Here is a 17,007-nt window from a genome sequence, read left to right on the forward strand (position 1 = left end):
ATAAAAGACCTATTTAAAGCTAAGTTTATGACGAAGACCTTTATAGCCGGTTAACTCCACCCGGATGGAGCCGATGAATAAAGAAGATTCAATCAGTATTGGCACTTTATTCTCGTCATCACTTACGTAGATGGTCATGCCCTCCTCTTCACTAAAGACCCGACCTTCTTGCAATTTAGGACGTAGGGCTAAACAAGAAATATCGCCCCAATCGGTTTCTACATTCTCGCGACCTAATACCACCAATTTAAATGGGAACTGCTCATGATCCAAAAACATGGTGAAGCTGATCTCATCACCCTTCTTCAATTTAGTAGCATCCCAAGAGCGTGCATAGTAAAAGGCACTAATCATATCCTGAGCATACTCCTCATAGCTAAATTCCCCTTTGTGCATGGCTTTAAGGTCGCGCACGGTTTGCTGGTATTGATCAAATATCAGGTGGCGTTCAATTTCATAGCCCCCCTCATTTACATCGCGAATAAACTCCCAGGGCACCATGGCTTCGGTATCGATAAAGCTTTCGTAGCGATCTCGAGTTTTAAAGAACCATTCGGTCATGCCAGTAGTACGGCCGGTTCCCACCACATGGTAGGAAGGTCTGCCGGAGCGCTCCACAATTTCTTTTACTTCTAATTTGGCTTTGCCCGCTTCGATTAAACCGTAGCGAATGCGATACTCGAGCACCTCACCTGGCTTAAAAGCTCTTTGATTGAGGTTTCGTAATTGTTCTACTCTCTGTGCTGCTTGAGGCTTCTCATCCGCCGAAAGGCTGGGCATGGAAGCCAGGGGCACCAGAGTAAGGAGGCTTAAGAAAAGGGCTTTCATGGTTGTTCTTTAAGGAGTCTATTACAAACGTAATGCCAGAGGCTGATGGTATTAAAATCCGAAGAGTTCAGATAAAAATCCGCGGATGGCGCCATACACATCATCCACCGCACTATCATAACCGGGAATCAAATCAATATGATAATACTGCTTGATTTCAAGTAATGCCAAGCCAAATACAATCACCCAAACAATAAGGCCGGCCGACTTAAATAAATAGGAAAAAGCATCCTGGATCAGGAAACGCTTTTGCTCCTTCTTATTCTTTTTGCGTGGAACTATACTGGGTTGGCCGGGCTTCATGCCCCGTAAAGGTACAAGTTGCCCGCAGATAGCGACCAGTCCGAGGGATAGAAATCAAAGGAAGAGCATCCATCCGATTACATAAGAAAGCTATCAGTCCCCAATTTTGAAATGGGGACTTGAAGCAAGTATCTAGAGTACAATATTCACAATACGACCGGGCACCACAATCACCTTGCGGGGAGCCTTACCATCTAAATACTGTTGGGTTTTATCTTCCGCCATTACGGTTTTCTCAACCTCATCTTTCGACATATCCGCCGGAAGGCTAATGGTAAACCGCACCTTGCCATTAAAGGACACTGGATAATTCACGGAGCTTTCTACCAGATACTTTTCCTCATGCTGCGGATATGGCTCCTCATTGATTGACCCAACATTACCCAATCGACTCCAAAGTTCTTCAGCAATATGCGGTGCATAAGGTGAAATCAATATGGGCAATTGCTCTAAAATGGCCTTTTTACTGCACTTCAAATCGGTCAATTCATTCACCGCAATCATAAAGGCACTTACCGAGGTATTGAAGCTGAAATTGGCGATATCTTCATTCAATTTCTTAATCAAGGTGTGCAAGGCTTTCCACTCCTTTTCATTGGGAGCTTCCTCGGTTACATTCCAATTTCCACCTTGATGGTACAAACGCCAAAGCTTTTTTAGGAAATTATGAACTCCGCTAATGCCGGCGGTATTCCAGGGCTTGCTTTGCTCCAATGGTCCCAAGAACATTTCGTAAAGGCGCAGGGTGTCGGCACCATATTGCTCGATAATGTCATCCGGGTTCACCACATTGAACTTGGACTTGGACATTTTCTCCACTTCACGACTCACCTTAAAGCTTCCTTCAAAAACAAACTCTGCATCCTTTAAATCATCTCGCCAGGATTTAAATGCATTTACATCCAATTCGTCCGAAGTGTTTACCAAGCTAACATCCACATGCACCTTTGAGGTTTTATGATCTTTAGCCTGCTCTGCGGAGACGAAAGTGTTTGTCCCTTCAATACGGTGAGCAAAAGCTGAATAGCCCAAAATCATCCCCTGGTTAATCAATTTCTTGAAAGGCTCTTCTTGGTTCAAATAACCTTTATCCACCAGAAATTTATGCCAGAAACGGGTGTATAATAAGTGCCCGGTGGCGTGTTCGGAACCACCGATATAGAGATCCACATTCTGCCAGTAATCCAATTTCTCCCTATCGGCGAAAGCCTCAGTATTGCGAGCATCCATATAACGGAGGTCGTACCAGCTACTGCCTGCCCAACCCGGCATGGTAGTAGTTTCCAAGGGATAGCCTTCACCGGCGGGCACCACTCCTTTATCAGGATGGTAGTTCCACATCGAAGCACGCGCCAATGGTGGCTCACCGTCTTCGGTAGGTAAAAATTTATCTACAGCCGGTAATTCCAGGGGAAGATGTTCCTCCTTCACCCGACGTGGCATATTATCTACATAGTAAATCGGAATGGGCTCTCCCCAATATCGCTGGCGACCGAATACCGCATCGCGCAAGCGGAAGTTAATTTGGGCCTGACCGATTTCTTTTTTCTCAATAGCTTCGATGGCTTTGGCAATGGCTGCCTTCACTTCCAAACCATTCAAGAAATCGCTATTCACCAATTTCCCTTCTTTGGCATCATAAGAAGCTTCCTCCACATTGCCACCACTAACCACTTCCTTAATAGGCAAATCAAAGTGCTTGGCAAAGGCCCAGTCGCGACTGTCGTGCCCGGGCACCGCCATAACGGCTCCGGTGCCGTAACCTGCAAGTACATAGTCCGCAATCCATACCGGTACTTCCTCTCCGCTGAAAGGATGTTTCACATAAGCACCGGTAAATACGCCACTAATGCTTTTCACTTCGGTCATACGATCACGCTCACTTTTGCGAGCCGCTTGCTCTTGATAGGCTTTTACTGCCTCCGCTTGCTCAGGAGTGGTAATCTCATCCACCAAATAATGCTCGGGAGCCAATACCATAAAGCTCACCCCAAAAATCGTATCCGGGCGAGTGGTAAATACTTCAATATTGGCCTCATGATCCTTCAATTCGAAGAAAACCGAAGCACCTTGTGATTTCCCAATCCAATTCCGCTGGGATTCTTTTAAGGACTCTGACCAATCAATATGATCCAATCCGGCTAAAAGCCGATCGGCATAAGCAGTGATTCGCATGCTCCACTGCATCATTTTCTTTTGTACTACAGGATGACCACCTCGTTCGCTTAAGCCATCCTTCACCTCATCATTGGCTAAAACGGTTCCCAGGGCCGGACACCAGTTTACGGTGCTTTCACTGCGGTAAGCCAAGCGATAGTTTTGCAAGATCTGCTCGCGAGTAGCATCATCATAACCTTCCCATTCATCGGGAGTAAAATGCAAATCTTCACCGCAAGCGGCATTCAATCCATCAGTACCATTCTTATGGAAATACCAAATTAGCTCCTCGATGGATCTAGCTTGCTCATTGTCGTAATCATACCAGGCATCGAACATCTGTAAGAAGATCCACTGAGTCCAGCGGTAAAAAGATGGATCGGAAGTGCGTACCTCGCGCGACCAATCAAAGGCAAAGCCAATGCGGTCTAATTGTTGGCGGTAGCGCTTAATATTTTGCTCGGTGGTTACCGCGGGATGTTGACCGGTTTGAATGGCGTATTGCTCTGCTGGCAAACCAAAGGAGTCGTAGCCCATCGGATGCAAAACATTAAAACCTCGGTGACGCTTATAGCGACTTACAATGTCCGAAGCGATATAGCCCAGTGGATGCCCCACATGTAAACCAGCCCCGGAAGGATAAGGGAACATATCCAGCACATAGTACTTGGGTTTATCGCTGTTTTCTTCGGCGGCAAAACTTTTCTGATTGGCCCAGAAGGCTTGCCATTTCTTTTCGATTTCGGAAAAATTGTAATCCATGAGTTTTCGATGGGATGAAAGCGCGAAAATACAGGCTTTGCCTTTCTTGTCATAATAAAAGAGAGCAATCCCCAAGAATCGAAATTTTGCTTGCCCTCTTCTTCATTAATCGCCAGATACTGTGTCGCAGGATAAAATTCTACCTTTAGCTCTGAAGAAGCACATACTGCAAGCTTTGAGGGAATGATTCGACTCTGTTTTACCATGCTACTTTTAAATTTGGGACCACTCCTTTGGGCCCAGAAGAACATTGATGCTGAGCCTAATACAGAGCCTGACCTAAAAAGGATTTATGATTTATTTGAGCTGGGCGACAATTGCAATGATTCCAGTCAAGCCAGCCATTATTTCCATGAAGGCCTAGACTTGGCTCGCAAATTAGGCGATGAAAGTGCAATGATCCAGGCTAAACTGGGAATGGCGCATTTGTATTCGCGATTGAATTCTCCCCATTTGGCCATTGAAACCATTTTAGACCTGGATCCCCAGAGTAGTCAGCTATTTGATTTAGCGGACAGCCTCAAAATGATGGACATTCTTTCCAGCTCCTTTAGTCAATTAGGTGCCTATGAAATGGCCGTAGATTACAAGAAGATTCATTGTGCGCTCATTAGCAGGACCGACAACCAAAAAGACTGTTATTATTCCAACGAGAATCTGGCTTTCTTATATGGCCAAAGTCAACAGTTTGATTCAGCCACCTTTTATTACAAAAAGGCTAATCAGATAGCTGAGGACCTTGGTGATGCCTCAATTCGGATGCATTGCAACAATAACATCGGATACAATTATCAGCAAAGGGCCTTATTTGCAGATGCCCTGGAGCATTACAATCGAGCAATTGAGATCTTCAAAAGTATGCCGAAGCCATTGGGGCCAGACAGCTTGCTTTTTGCCGTGGTAAAAGGCAATATTGGACATTGCTACTTAATTCAAGGGCATTTTCAAAGCGCTGTACAGGAACTAGAAGCCAGCACCCACACTTTGCGAATCCTTAATGATCATGGAAATACCGATAGCCTCCATTATGGTTTTTACCTCATACAATTGGCTAAGGCTGAAATTGCCTTAAACCAAAATCAAAGTGCCCTCGAACATTTGGCCTTGGCTCAAAGAAATCTCAAGCAATCCCCTATTTCGCTCATCGAATACTACGGCACTTTGAGTAAAGCCTATGAAAAGCTGGGAAGATCAGAACAAGCCATCGAATCTCTATGGCAGCAGCAACTACTCAATCAACAAATTTCGGCCGGCAAATCACGGGTTAACAGTCATGTGCACGACCTTGTAAATCTGCAACAAAAGCGCATTGAAAGAGAGCGAAACCTTTTAGCCTTGTTGATTGAGAGCGAAAGAGAAGTAAACTCCTTAAAAGTTATCCTGATTAGCAGTACCGCAATCCTATTGCTTATTGCGATAATCATTGCCTTTTACGGTTATCGAAGGCAACAAACCAAAAAGCGCCAACTATTAGAGGTTGAAGGCAACCTTACCAAACTAAAGCTGGAGAACAAATCCTTGGAGAGTCGGCAATTAAAGGAAGTGCTGAATCATAAAAACCAGGATTTGGTAGATTTTGCCATTGCCATTACTCGAAAACAAGAATTCACCAATGAACTATTGGATAAGCTTGATCTTATAAGTCAGGCAGGGGAATCAAGCCCGCAGGATATTAAAGACCTCAAAAACTACATCAAATTTCAATTGCAGGTGGATAGCAATTTGAAAGTATTTCAAGAGAATATCGCCAAGATAAACCATGAGTTTATGGCTAAGCTCAAGGAGCGATATCCCGATTTAAGTCCAAGCGAACAGCAGATGTGCGCCCTCTTGCGTTTGAAATTATCTAGCAAAGAAATTGCCACGGTTAAGAATATTTCACCTGCTTCCGTTAAGGTAATGCGCCATCGATTGCGTAAAAAAATGGACCTTAATTCAGAAATAAACCTGAGTGAGTTCCTCGACACTCTCGCCTAAACAGCCTCTCTAGCAATATTTTAACAACCTTGTTAACCTATTGTTTACCCCCCAAACTTAAGATTTCCGAGAAAACTTTGATACTATTGTTAGTATCCATTGTTTATGAAAAAGAGCGAAGAATTTTATTCATCCTCAAAAGCCTAGAAATGAAGAACCCTTTATTTAATTTGAAATTTAAAGGACTGAGCTTTCTTCTGCTCTTAAGTTGGGCAGGCCAGTCACAAAATGCTCTCGATTTTGACGGCATTGATGACCAGGTCACAGTAGCCAGTGCTTCCGGTCAAATTAGTGGTGGAACCGGCATGACTTTGTCTATGTGGGTAAACCCGACTACGGTAAGCACAGGCTGGCCCGATTTTGATGGCTACGCCGGATTTAGAAATGAAACCAATGCTGATTTCTATATCCTTCAATTAGGAGGTACAGATGTGGAGGCACGCTTCCGCAACAGTGGCGGTACCGTTTACACCATTACCGCCAACAGCGCTTTGAATTTAAACAGCTGGAACCATTTCGTACTTACCTATGATGGCTCTACCTTGAGTCTTTATCAGGATGGCACATTCGTATCCTCAATTCCTGCAACCGGTAGCTTTAGCAGCTCAAGCGAGACCTTCAATTTGGGTTTTCTGCCTTTTTCGGGAAACAATTTTATGTTTGATGGTCAGTTGGACGATGTGGGTCTTTGGAATCGTGCCTTAAGCAGTACAGAAGTAAACACCCTGTACAATGCTTGCGGAATGGATCTAACAGACCCTTCCTTAAAGCTGTCCTATGAATTTAATCAAGGAACAGCCGGTGGTTCCAATAGTGGAATTAGCAGCTTAACCGATAGCAAAGGCAATATAAATGGCACCTTATCCAACTTCACTTTATCCGGAAACAGCTCAAACTTTGTAACGTCTCCTCTTCAGGGGATTAACAATATCGTTTTGAATATCAACTCTTGCGGCCCCTACTTGGGGCCCAATGGGATCAATTATACTCAGAGCGGTCATTATATAGATACCATCAGTCCCAGCACATCCGGTTGCGACACCATCATGGATCTTACTCTAGTAGTTAATAACCTGGATTCTTCTGCCAGCCGAATTGCCAGTAACACTCTGGAAGCTAATGAAACAGACACAGCCGCAACTTATCAGTGGTTAAAGTGTACCGACAATTACAGTAAAATTGTAGGAGCCACTCGTCGCCAATTCACTTTTGTGCTGAATGGTTCCTATGCGGTTGAAGTTTCTTTAAATGGCTGCGTAGACACATCGGCTTGTATTGTGATCACCAATGTTGGCCTGGAAGAACTTAATGCGGATATGCTCCACATTTATCCCAATCCGGCCCAAAATCATATTAATCTAGAATATCCGGCGGGTAGTTTTGACAAATATGAACTACTTAGTCTGGATGGTGCTCTGATTAAACAGGGTAAACTAAACAGATCCGGGAATAGCGTAATTGAACTGGCGCAGATTCCCGGTGGACTATTTTTTATTCGCACCATAGGATCGGCGGGAACGCTGACCCAAAAAATTCAGATTACTCCTTAAGAACTTCATTTTATAGGTTAAAACAGAAAACATTAGGGAACTGAATATAGAGGCGACTTGCAGAGGTCGCCTCTTTTTTCTTTTAGTTCAAGAGTTGGATTTGGCCATTCACAATCTCTCCTTTAAAACTGATGCTATCTCCTTGACGCCAATTAAATTGGATGAAATCCGCTGAAGTGTAGTGGGAATTCAAATACTTACATTCCACATCTACATCTACATCCCAGTTATCTTTATAGGCATCCCTAACAGCACAATCAATGCGGTCTTCCAGACCAATTAAGTTTGGTTTAAAAGCAGGAGCGCCATTAAATGCCAAGGTAAGCGCCAATTTCCATTCTTCAGATTCTTTACTACTCTCCCTTAAGAAAACCGAATAAGGATCAATGGCTAAAGTATATTCCACATTATCGATACTTAGCTTTAGTGCCTGGCTTGTAGGATGGTATTTATAATTGGTAGTCTTACTTCTGCTGGTTGAACCTAATCCTGATCCGGAGCTCAATGAATAATCTAAGAGGAAAAAGGCCACACTATCCTCTCCAAGCGGACTTTGATATTGATTCCCTGAAGTGATCACGGCGTGTAATTCTGGCAATGCAGCTACCCTCTGCCCTTCCTCAATCGCTCCATCTACCGCTTTGTAAAAGAAATATCCAAAACCAATAAAGATGAGAGTGAAAAGGATCGCTAGTCCAATGAGAACTTTTAAAAAGAGCTTCATGAAGGCTGTTTGTTGGTGAAGCGCAAACTTAGGCCATTTCAGGCTTTAGTTGACTTGTGCCCAATGCGGAATCAGCTTCCTAAGCCCAAATTTACTTAGGCCTTCTCACGATTATCTTGGAAGTAATTACTAAGAATAGAGTCCATTTCCACTTCGCCATTAACCACCTTTTCTACCAAATCCCAGGTTTTTGGATTCATCACCGGCTTTAAAGCCTGATCCAATTTCAGAATCCGAGGAAAGACCTTCTTGATCTTATTATCCCATACCTTATAGTACTTGAGTAAATCATCGGGATAAACCGTTTTACGACGAGTACCTTCATCATAGCCCCGAAAAGGATAGGGAATATTTAAATAGCCATAATCGTCTGTTAGCTGCTCGCCAGGCTGGATATCGCGAATGGCAATTTCAAAATCATAAGCTGTGGTAAGGCAGTTAGAATTAAAACTGTGATTAACGAAGCGACCATTATCCCAACACAAAACCAGATTCCCCTGATTATTGCGAAAGGTATAAGTGTCTAAAATGTTTTGATAAATAGGCTCCAGGGCCTGAAATTCGGCAGGACTGAATTCACGATCTAGCTTATCTAAAACCCAGGTTATGGTTCCGGCCGGAATAAATTGCGTAGCTACCACTCCGTAGCCTACCTCGGCGCTGATAAATTTCAGCTCAGTATGAGGATGTATCATTAAAATGAAGAGCAATTAGTCTCACAATCAATATCTTCCGAACCACAATTTGAAAAATCGTCCAGCCGGGAAGCAAATTGATTGCTTACTTAAATGTACAGCGCAGACTAATATCTTGAATAGACTTCCAAGGCCCTTAAACTTATTTTTTGAAAATTTTTAGCTGGATCGATTTTCTGACTCCTGATGCTGAATTTCCATCTCATTGCCACAAGACTTACACTTAATGACGGTGCGGTAATAAATGGGATAAACCCCTAGTAAGAAGGATACGATTATGGATAAAAAACCCTTTCTTCCCTTCATGGATTGATAGGATTCATAGAAATCTGCCGAACCACATTCACTGCAGAGCAAGGGCTCTCCCGCTGAGGTTTCATGAGGTGCATGAATAAAGTCCTCAATAATCTCCTGAGCCAGCTCCACATCTTGTGGATGGACCTTTAATTTAATCCCATCCACCGAAAGGTTAAAAAGCGGATTTAGACCGACTGTATGTTCATCAAAGAGATAAACTGGAATCCCCTCACTTTCCAGCCGGCTCTTAAGCATATGCGCTTCAATGGACTTTTCAAATGTCCGAACGGTAATCAACTCCATAAGGCTTGGATGGCTTTAATTTAGGAACTCTTCAATTGCACAAAGGAAACGATAGACTTCACCTTATTTCCTTTCGCACTCTTAAAAGTGTAGATGTCAGCAAAGACAAAATGCTTAGCATTCTCCATTAGCATTTCGCCATAAACTGCAGCTTCCTTTCCATGCGTAATGATACTGTGAAGAATCAGCTCCTTCACCTTATTGTCGCTATGCTCCCGAAGTGCCGCCGCGAAATTTTCTTTACCGTTAATGGCCTGGTCTCCCACTAAAGTCCAATGGATATCTTCGTCCATATAGCTCATGGCTAGATCAATTTCATAAGCTGCGAAAAGCTGACTTAGTTCCTTTAAAAACTCGCGTTTAGGAGAATTGCCGCAATCCACCTGGCAGGTGACCTTCATACTATCTTAATCTGAATAAATTCTAATCCTGGCAATTTAGAAGCTAAAAACCAGTTCTAAAAGCCAAGCTTATTCTATTTGCCCTTAAATTTGCAGGGCATGATTAAGACATCTCTTAGCACTTGCCGAACCTCGGTAGTTTAGACAGCTTCTAGGCAGAAGCATTTATTGCAAACTTCCAGTAAGCTGTCGAAAATACATTCATGGTCTTCAGGCTATTTCAGCCCTGATGCAGACTTCATTTTTTCATTATTAATACTAAAGCGACTGATCCAATTGGTCCCTTGCTTTCATTCAAGAGAATGAGAGCAGCTTAATTCATTTAATCATGTCAACAAATAATATATACCTACGCGAAAGTCAAATTGAAGACTTCGAAGATATAATGCGGGTTGAGGAGCTTGCTTTTGGATATCCCAAAGAAGCTCAATTATGTGCCGACCTTTTAAAGGACCCCTCGGCAAAGCCTTTACTTTCCTTATTAGCTTTTGATGGGACTAAGGCGATAGGCCATGTTCTTTTTACACGAGCTTATCTAAATAATCGAGCAAGCAATCAGCCTTTGCATCATATCCTGGCCCCACTGGCAATAATTCCTGAGTACCAAAAGCAAGGCATAGGCGCTCTGCTTATCCAAGCGGGTATTCAAAAACTGAAATCCATGGGTTCGGAATTACTATTCGTGCTCGGACACATGGACTACTATCCTAAACATGGTTTTATACCGGATGCGGGTGCCATGGGCTTCCAAGCTCCCTACCCCATTCCGGTCGAATTTGCCAATGCCTGGATGGTTCAGAGTTTGAATGGTGAATTAGCCGAAAAGCCAAAAGGCCAAATCCTTTGTTCTCTTGAGTTGAATAAAGAAGAACACTGGCGTGAATAGATGAAGTTTATGCTTGAAACTGAAAAGGGGGGAAGGAAAAGGAATATACTTCCCCCTTTCAAACTATCTAGCGAAACATTTAAATGTAACTTCTTTTGTTACATTTAAAAATTAGTTTACCTTTGTCACCGCTATGAACAATACTCGATTTGCAAGCGCCCTTCACATTTTAACCCTCCTGGCGGATAGTCCGGGTGAGTGGTTAAATTCGGAGTGGATTGCCGGTAGCCTTAATGTGAATCCGGTGGTAGTGCGCAAAGAGCTTATTGTGCTGCATGAGGCAGGCTTAGTACAAAGTCGTAAGGGAAAAAACGGGGGCAGTACTCTGGCTAAGGATCCGCAGAAAATTAGTCTGGCCGAAATTTATTTAGCCGTCAAAAACTCTGAGGTTTTAGGTAAACGCCATGCCCAACCCAGCCCCGAATGCCCCATCGGCAAACAAATAAATCAGAAACTGACTGTTCTCTATCAAGATATTGATCAGGTACTTTTAAAGGAATTAGAAGCGCATAGTGTAGCCAGCTTTAGAGCAGAATTTCACTAGGTCTTTTTTTAATCAAAATTGTAACAAATTTTATTACATATAAATCATAAATCCATGAAAATAGGAATCACTGGCGCTAGCGGCCAATTAGGAAACCATGTTATTGAACAATTAAAGAAAAGAACTGATGCCGGTAATCTGGTAGCCCTGATTCGTAATCCAGCTAATATTGAAGGGATCGAAGCCCGTGTCTTTGATTATGAAAAACCGGAAGAATTAGCTTCGGCACTGGAAGGTATCGAAACCTTACTGCTAATTTCCGGGAACGAAATTGGTAGCCGTGCCCGTCAGCATGAAAATGTAATTTCCGCGGCCGAAAAAGCTCAGGTTAAGCGCATTGTTTACACCAGCATTTTACGCGCCGACAGCTCCCAAATCAGTTTGGCCGGAGAACATCTCACTACCGAATTACGCTTAAAGTCTTCCGACCTTAGCTATACCATTCTTCGCAATGGCTGGTATACCGAAAACTACACCGCTTCTATTCCTGGAGCCTTACAAGGTGGTGCCTTTATTGGTAGCGCTGCAGACGGAAAAATTGCTTCTGCCAGTCGCATTGACTACGCTGAGGCCGCGGCAGTAGTACTTACCGAAGAAGGTCATGAAGGTAAAACCTATGAATTAGCCGGCGACCATGCATACACCCTTAGCGAATTTGCGCAGGAAATCTCCAAGCAAAGTGGCAAGGACATTCCCTACCAAAACCTCGCTGAGAAAGACTTTGCTCAGGCCCTAAAAGGATTTGGTATTCCTGATGCTTTTGCGGAAGGCTTAGCCAGCTGGGATGTATGTGCCTCCAAAGGCGATCTCTTTGATGATGGCAAAATGCTCTCCAAACTGATTGGTCGTCCTACCACTCCTTATTCTGTCGCCATTAAAGAAGCATTGGCTTAATCATTTCCCTTCCTGCGGATTGACCTGAAGACTATCGGGTCAATCCGCCTTTTTAAACTCGGATTGTTTTACTACTCTTAAGCCAAAGAGACCTTCCTCTATGGTATAACTTATTAAATCAGCTCCTTCCATCGCCTTGTAATCAAAAAACAAGCGCGGGCCCCAATACTGAGCATATTGATCTCCCTCGAGATAAATAAAAGTGGTTTTTTGCCTACCATTTTTAAGGTTCTGCTCTCCTCGCATAAAAGCATAGTTCTCTACCACTGGATGAGAACTCAAACTAAAGTTTAGCAGTAAAAAGGTGTTCAAAATCGCCGGCCCCCAAAACCAAGCTCTTAAATTGTATTTTTTTAACAGCCTTTCCAGACCGTAAATTCCGGCAATTAATCCTGCCAATAAGGCAAAAAGCCACCAGAGCGGAATTAAGGTTCTAAAGCCTATCCGTACAATTAAAAAGAAGTTGAGTAAATAAGCTAAGGAGACCCATAAAACCTTGCTTCCCAGCACTTGAAGTATAGCCTTCCCGAGCTCAAGAAAATCTATCCGAGCTTGTTTATGGATTAATATCTTAGCCCAAAATGGAGTGGTAATAAACACCAAAACCAAGCCTCCCACCAAGCCATAGGTACCCTTCAATAAATAGCCAATCGAGGGGCCACCAAATACCAGAAAAAAAGCTGTACTGATATTTAAAAAGTCGGCAATCACCATTAAGGATCCGGTAGTCTTGTAAAAGCTGCTTTCCACAAAATCCTCGTAGGGCATTTTCGCAAATTGAGCCGCACGCTCTCTTGCCCTTTCTATTTCTGCCTGCCATTCTTCACTGTCGGCCTCCTGCTTAAAATGGCTTGACCATCCATCCTTCTGCGCCTTTGCCCTTTTTCTTGCATTCTGATTCAGGAAAAACTCATAAGCTTCATTAAGAAATACAAAGTCCTCCTGAGCGCTTGCACTTTTATTGAGATCCGGATGAAGCATTTTGGCTTGCTTTCGATAGGCCTCCTTCACCTCTGCAAAGTTGGCCCCCTCCTCCAAACCAAGAACATGATAGTATTTCTCGAGCACTTCCACTTAATCTACTACTCGCTCTCGACCATAGAGCTTAATCTCTTTTAAGGCATCTTTGATCACCTCATCCATATCCGCAATATTCTCATTGTAAGTCTCACCTTCGCGGACCATAGCATATTCAGCACTCAGCTTTTCTTTATCCTCAACCACCAGGTACATTAACTTCCAAAGTTTATCATCTTCATTTCGAGCTCTAAAGAAAAAGACCTCGGCGGGATAGGCTTTAATCTCCACCTTTTCACTGCCTATAAAGGAAACCGTGTCATAGCTCGAATAGCGATTGTATTCCAATATACTCTGGGCATAATATTCGCGGCTGCGGTATTTCTCATCCAAGACCTTTAGCTTATCGTTTTTCTGTAAATATGGATAGACCTTATAAAAGGCCTTTGGTTTCTTAGCCAGCGAATTCCAGGTGGAGTCTGGTACCTCCCAATAAGGATCCATCACCACTACTAAATCCGCCAAAACCGCTTCATTGCGAACACTAAGGGTTTTCCGATACTGCTCCTGTACTTCTTTCTTGCGCGCAAATGGGCGCAGCAGTTTGGTATAGGTTACTAATTCTGAGTTTACTGTTTTCTTGCGGCTATAGGTATTGGTGGACTCGTCGGAGGCATGTTGCTTTTTCAGTTCTACCTTGGCAAAAAGTAGCAATGACTTGTATTTAGACTTATAATCACCGCCCTTCACTAAGCCGCTGTCCAGCAGCTCAGCTAATAATTCGTAAATCTCCGAGCGATAATCCTCGAAGTCAGTTAGAGGTAGAATATCCGGATAAATGATCGGTGCCAATTCAATAGTATCTCTGAACTCTTCAAATAGTTGGCTATAGATATAGGATGTAGCTGTAAAGGGAGGCTCATCCATAATCAGCTTTTTAAAGCTCTTATTACCTTCCTTACCATTAAAATCTACCAGGGTTTCAAGGATCTTAAACTGATAGGCTGAAGAGTCTAATTTATCATAATACAAATCCTCTAAAAAGGGAATATGCTTTTCATTATCCAGCCAAGAGAGTCGGTTCAAAAGCTTTAATCGTGCCGTCCGATCAAAACCTTCCTGCTCATAATTCAAGACATAATCTTTAATCCGATCAGCATCCTCTTCCACAAAATCCACCTTATATACCGAATTCGATGCCTCGAATAGGCGAACACTGTCGCGACTGTCTAAAGCTTCAAAAAAGAGATCCGCCTTAGGCAGAGTAATGGGCTTACCAAAAATGGTATCTCCTGCGGGTTGGAAGCTTGCCAGGGCTCTTTCCGCAAAAGCAGAATTATAGCCCAAACTATCGCTCAGCGTCCATAAAGAATAGAGGGCACCATTTTCTAGAATCCACTTGGTCTTAATTTGACGATGGGTATTGGTATCACTAAAAACCAGGACTTTGGCTTCACTCAGGTAATTACTGTCTTGCCTGGTATAAAGGGTTGAATCGCTGATCAGCTGTAAACCTTGCTCATCACTAAAGTCATTAATCTTCTCTAACCAATAATCTTCCAGCTTGAGATAGGATGCATAAATATGCTCTGTTTCCAGGCGAACTTTAATTTGCTCTCCGCTAGGACTGTAAGTCAGCACTTTCTCCTTTACTTCGCCTCGATAGGAATGATCTTCATCGGATTGATAGCCTCTGGACTGACTTAATCCCGCTAAAAAAGACTCATAATCATTCGGTTTTACCGGACTCTCCAATCGCAGATGCAGTACTGAATCCTGATATTCTTGAAATTCATCTTCATACTGCCAGGGTGTAAATGCAAAAGAATTAAAGAAGCTTTCTTGCTCAGCCTGATCCTGGGCCGTGGTCATCATCATTACATACTTTGGACCTTGTATATGTACTTGCCCGAAGATCTTTTCTTCCTTTTTATTCTTTAGAACAAAGCGACTGAAAGTTGTGCTCTCCCCTGCATCCAAATAGATCGTATCTACTTCCAACTTCTTGTCGTCCGCGATTTTCTCTATCAGGTATTTGAGTTCAAAATCGTCTTCTTCGAAATAATCGAAATCATAGTACTGGCGCAAGGCCGCAGCATAGTATTCACCTTCATCAAAGGATTGGACCCAAAAGGTATAATAAGGATTCGCAAAGGCTGCTTCATATTGCTCCGTTCGCAAAGAACCGGGCATCCGGAGCTCAAAACCCTCAAACTGGGGGCGGTACTTTTCTGTATCATCAAAAGAGTTTAATTCTAGGCTCTTAAAAAAAGCTTTCGGCAAGGCCGATTGGGCAAAGTCCTTATGTCCACCCACTTTAAAGATGATGACCTCTAAATCTGTAAATACAATTTGATAATGCTGATGGTCGCCGGTGCGAGTTTCATTCTTAATATCGAAAGCTGGAAATCCTGAAACTTGAATGGTATCCTTGGATAATATTTTACCGGGAATATTCTCGAAAAGCATGCTATCAATTCGCCCTTGATAAAATGCACGGTCCTTTCCATAAACCGGTCCATAGGTAGGTATCCGACGAATGCTGTAAAAACCCCCGTTCACCATATCGGCAAAAACATACTCTTGGTAAGGCTGACTTAAGAATTTGATCATTTTACCCGGGACCTGTGCTTGGATAAAAAAATCATCCGAAATAAAGTCCTGTGGCTCTGCACTAAGAATTATTGCATCAATTTCATCCTTACGGCTGATGCTGGTGGTGGTAACCGCCCGATTTTCGGCTTCCACCGTATAACCCTTCTCGCGTAAGAGATTAATTAGCCCCATTTTACCTGGCAAGTGAGAAGCACCGACGCCAGTGAAAAGCACTCCGGCCTGCATTAAAGAATCCATGCCCGCTACCATAACCTTATTGCGATCGTCGAGCATATTCTTACGGTAATATTTACCGGGATAAAGCACAGAATTAAGGGTATCAATCAAATCGAGGTCACCACGTCGGTAGGCATCTTCCATCAAGGTTTGCCAATCTGTAAAGTCACCCAAAAGATCGCGGGCTTGTCTATCGGTAATGTACACCGCATCTTCATCTTGACGACTAGCCTTTAGCACACTCTTATAGGACTCTTCATAGTCTTCCAGAGCATAAATGGTTTTGCCCGCTTTTCGACCGGCTTGAAAAATGAATAGGTCCAGATAGGTACTTTCGGCGAAGTCCTGATCCTGTTGATCGAGACGATACAATAGATTATTCAGCAAATCCTGATCGCGCGCCAAATAATACTCCCAGTCTTGTTGTTGGGGTTCCTTAGGATTAAAGGAATTATAGAGCGGCATCATGTACTGATTGTACTGATAGGACATTTTAAAGAGATCGCGGTAAAGTTCAGAGCTGGTTAAATCGGCAACCCAGGTCTCCGGATTGGTTTCCAGTGCCACATAATCTGCATTGTCCAGCGCTTCAAAAAAAGTTTCACTGAGGTGAAAGGCTACCCGATTACTCACGTGCATGGTGCCATAGAGATAGGAAGCTTCTTCGAGGCCATTGCCGGATATCTTCCAAAGCAAACCCTGATACTCTTTATTGATTTGTGCGAAGCTAAAGAGGGGAAGCAAAAGGAAGCTTAAAAGAAAACGATACATGAAAAATCAGTTAGGATACGAGATGATTAATACGAGTTTACAAGTATAAAACAGAAAAAGCTAGCA

14 protein-coding genes are annotated in these 17,007 nt (G+C 43.1%); 5 read left to right on the top strand and 9 right to left on the bottom strand.

All coding sequences use genetic code 11. The annotated features are described in order from the left end of the window. Window positions 1-9: 9 nt before the first annotated feature. The 3 genes from H4K34_RS06325 to leuS all read right to left on the bottom strand — a co-directional run bounded on the left by H4K34_RS06325 (window position 10) and on the right by leuS (window position 4,050). The gene (locus H4K34_RS06325; protein ID WP_210759980.1) at window positions 10-828 is read right to left on the bottom strand and encodes a DUF3108 domain-containing protein; all 819 of its coding nucleotides are present in this window, start codon (window positions 826-828) and stop codon (window positions 10-12) included. 51 nt (window positions 829-879) lie between these two features. Next, a complete protein-coding gene (locus tag H4K34_RS06330) occupies window positions 880-1,131 on the bottom strand; it encodes a hypothetical protein (RefSeq protein ID WP_210759981.1) in 252 nt (83 codons plus the stop codon). Window positions 1,132-1,263: 132 nt separating this feature from the next. After that, entirely contained in the window at window positions 1,264-4,050 is a 2,787-nt protein-coding gene (leuS, locus tag H4K34_RS06335) for a leucine--tRNA ligase (protein WP_210759982.1), read from the bottom strand. A 183-nt stretch (window positions 4,051-4,233) separates the two neighbouring features. Between leuS and H4K34_RS06340 the strand changes: the two genes are divergently transcribed. Together H4K34_RS06340 and H4K34_RS06345 are read left to right on the top strand one after the other, a co-directional pair. Next, window positions 4,234-6,027, top strand: coding sequence for a tetratricopeptide repeat protein (locus H4K34_RS06340; protein WP_210759983.1), 1,794 nt, complete (start codon window positions 4,234-4,236; stop codon window positions 6,025-6,027). A 149-nt stretch (window positions 6,028-6,176) separates the two neighbouring features. Continuing rightward, window positions 6,177-7,577, top strand: a complete 1,401-nt coding sequence (locus H4K34_RS06345) for a LamG-like jellyroll fold domain-containing protein (RefSeq protein WP_210759984.1) — start codon at window positions 6,177-6,179, stop codon at window positions 7,575-7,577. Window positions 7,578-7,659: 82 nt separating this feature from the next. On the opposite strand, the gene H4K34_RS06350 is transcribed toward H4K34_RS06345, so the two are convergent. The 4 genes from H4K34_RS06350 to H4K34_RS06365 all read right to left on the bottom strand — a co-directional run bounded on the left by H4K34_RS06350 (window position 7,660) and on the right by H4K34_RS06365 (window position 9,997). After that, entirely contained in the window at window positions 7,660-8,301 is a 642-nt protein-coding gene (locus H4K34_RS06350) for a hypothetical protein (protein ID WP_210759985.1), read from the bottom strand. Between the two features lie 95 nt (window positions 8,302-8,396). Further along, the gene (locus H4K34_RS06355) at window positions 8,397-8,996 is read right to left on the bottom strand and encodes an SET domain-containing protein (protein WP_210759986.1); all 600 of its coding nucleotides are present in this window, start codon (window positions 8,994-8,996) and stop codon (window positions 8,397-8,399) included. Between the two features lie 159 nt (window positions 8,997-9,155). Beyond that, entirely contained in the window at window positions 9,156-9,596 is a 441-nt protein-coding gene (locus H4K34_RS06360; RefSeq protein WP_210759987.1) for a putative signal transducing protein, read from the bottom strand. Window positions 9,597-9,616: 20 nt separating this feature from the next. Next, window positions 9,617-9,997: a PB1 domain-containing protein gene (locus tag H4K34_RS06365; protein WP_210759988.1), complete on the bottom strand. Its 381-nt coding sequence runs from the start codon at window positions 9,995-9,997 to the stop codon at window positions 9,617-9,619. A 328-nt stretch (window positions 9,998-10,325) separates the two neighbouring features. Here H4K34_RS06365 and H4K34_RS06370 point away from each other — a divergent pair, with 328 nt between their 5' ends. The 3 genes from H4K34_RS06370 to H4K34_RS06380 all read left to right on the top strand — a co-directional run bounded on the left by H4K34_RS06370 (window position 10,326) and on the right by H4K34_RS06380 (window position 12,321). Next, window positions 10,326-10,883 (top strand): GNAT family N-acetyltransferase, encoded by a 558-nt coding sequence (locus H4K34_RS06370; protein ID WP_210759989.1) that lies wholly within the window; start codon window positions 10,326-10,328, stop codon window positions 10,881-10,883. Between the two features lie 133 nt (window positions 10,884-11,016). Continuing rightward, window positions 11,017-11,427 carry an Rrf2 family transcriptional regulator gene (locus H4K34_RS06375; RefSeq protein WP_210759990.1) on the top strand — a complete coding sequence of 137 codons (411 nt, stop codon included), beginning with the start codon at window positions 11,017-11,019 and terminating at the stop codon, window positions 11,425-11,427. Window positions 11,428-11,481: 54 nt separating this feature from the next. Next, window positions 11,482-12,321 carry an SDR family oxidoreductase gene (locus tag H4K34_RS06380; RefSeq protein WP_210759991.1) on the top strand — a complete coding sequence of 280 codons (840 nt, stop codon included), beginning with the start codon at window positions 11,482-11,484 and terminating at the stop codon, window positions 12,319-12,321. 39 nt (window positions 12,322-12,360) lie between these two features. Here H4K34_RS06380 and H4K34_RS06385 read toward each other — a convergent pair whose 3' ends face one another. Beyond that, entirely contained in the window at window positions 12,361-13,389 is a 1,029-nt protein-coding gene (locus H4K34_RS06385) for a J domain-containing protein (protein WP_210759992.1), read from the bottom strand. A gap of 6 nt (window positions 13,390-13,395) precedes the next feature. Then, complete coding sequence (locus H4K34_RS06390) at window positions 13,396-16,941, bottom strand: TraB/GumN family protein (protein ID WP_210759993.1); 3,546 nt, start codon at window positions 16,939-16,941, stop codon at window positions 13,396-13,398. Window positions 16,942-17,007 lie beyond the last annotated feature (66 nt).

The organism is Croceimicrobium hydrocarbonivorans (assembly GCF_014524565.1).
Lineage (GTDB): Bacteria > Bacteroidota > Bacteroidia > Flavobacteriales > Schleiferiaceae > Croceimicrobium > Croceimicrobium hydrocarbonivorans.

Bases quoted from the DNA above. Each gene is read 5' to 3' on its own strand.
- H4K34_RS06375 (WP_210759990.1), top strand. From the start codon at position 11,017: ATGAACAATACTCGATTTGCAAGCGCCCTTCACATTTTAACCCTCCTG.
- H4K34_RS06360 (WP_210759987.1), bottom strand. From the start codon at position 9,596: ATGGAGTTGATTACCGTTCGGACATTTGAAAAGTCCATTGAAGCGCAT.
- H4K34_RS06350 (WP_210759985.1), bottom strand. From the start codon at position 8,301: ATGAAGCTCTTTTTAAAAGTTCTCATTGGACTAGCGATCCTTTTCACT.
- leuS (WP_210759982.1), bottom strand. From the start codon at position 4,050: ATGGATTACAATTTTTCCGAAATCGAAAAGAAATGGCAAGCCTTCTGG.
- H4K34_RS06330 (WP_210759981.1), bottom strand. From the start codon at position 1,131: ATGAAGCCCGGCCAACCCAGTATAGTTCCACGCAAAAAGAATAAGAAG.
- H4K34_RS06340 (WP_210759983.1), top strand. From the start codon at position 4,234: ATGATTCGACTCTGTTTTACCATGCTACTTTTAAATTTGGGACCACTC.
- H4K34_RS06355 (WP_210759986.1), bottom strand. From the start codon at position 8,996: ATGATACATCCTCATACTGAGCTGAAATTTATCAGCGCCGAGGTAGGC.
- H4K34_RS06380 (WP_210759991.1), top strand. From the start codon at position 11,482: ATGAAAATAGGAATCACTGGCGCTAGCGGCCAATTAGGAAACCATGTT.
- H4K34_RS06370 (WP_210759989.1), top strand. From the start codon at position 10,326: ATGTCAACAAATAATATATACCTACGCGAAAGTCAAATTGAAGACTTC.
- H4K34_RS06390 (WP_210759993.1), bottom strand. From the start codon at position 16,941: ATGTATCGTTTTCTTTTAAGCTTCCTTTTGCTTCCCCTCTTTAGCTTC.
- H4K34_RS06325 (WP_210759980.1), bottom strand. From the start codon at position 828: ATGAAAGCCCTTTTCTTAAGCCTCCTTACTCTGGTGCCCCTGGCTTCC.
- H4K34_RS06345 (WP_210759984.1), top strand. From the start codon at position 6,177: ATGAAGAACCCTTTATTTAATTTGAAATTTAAAGGACTGAGCTTTCTT.
- H4K34_RS06365 (WP_210759988.1), bottom strand. From the start codon at position 9,997: ATGAAGGTCACCTGCCAGGTGGATTGCGGCAATTCTCCTAAACGCGAG.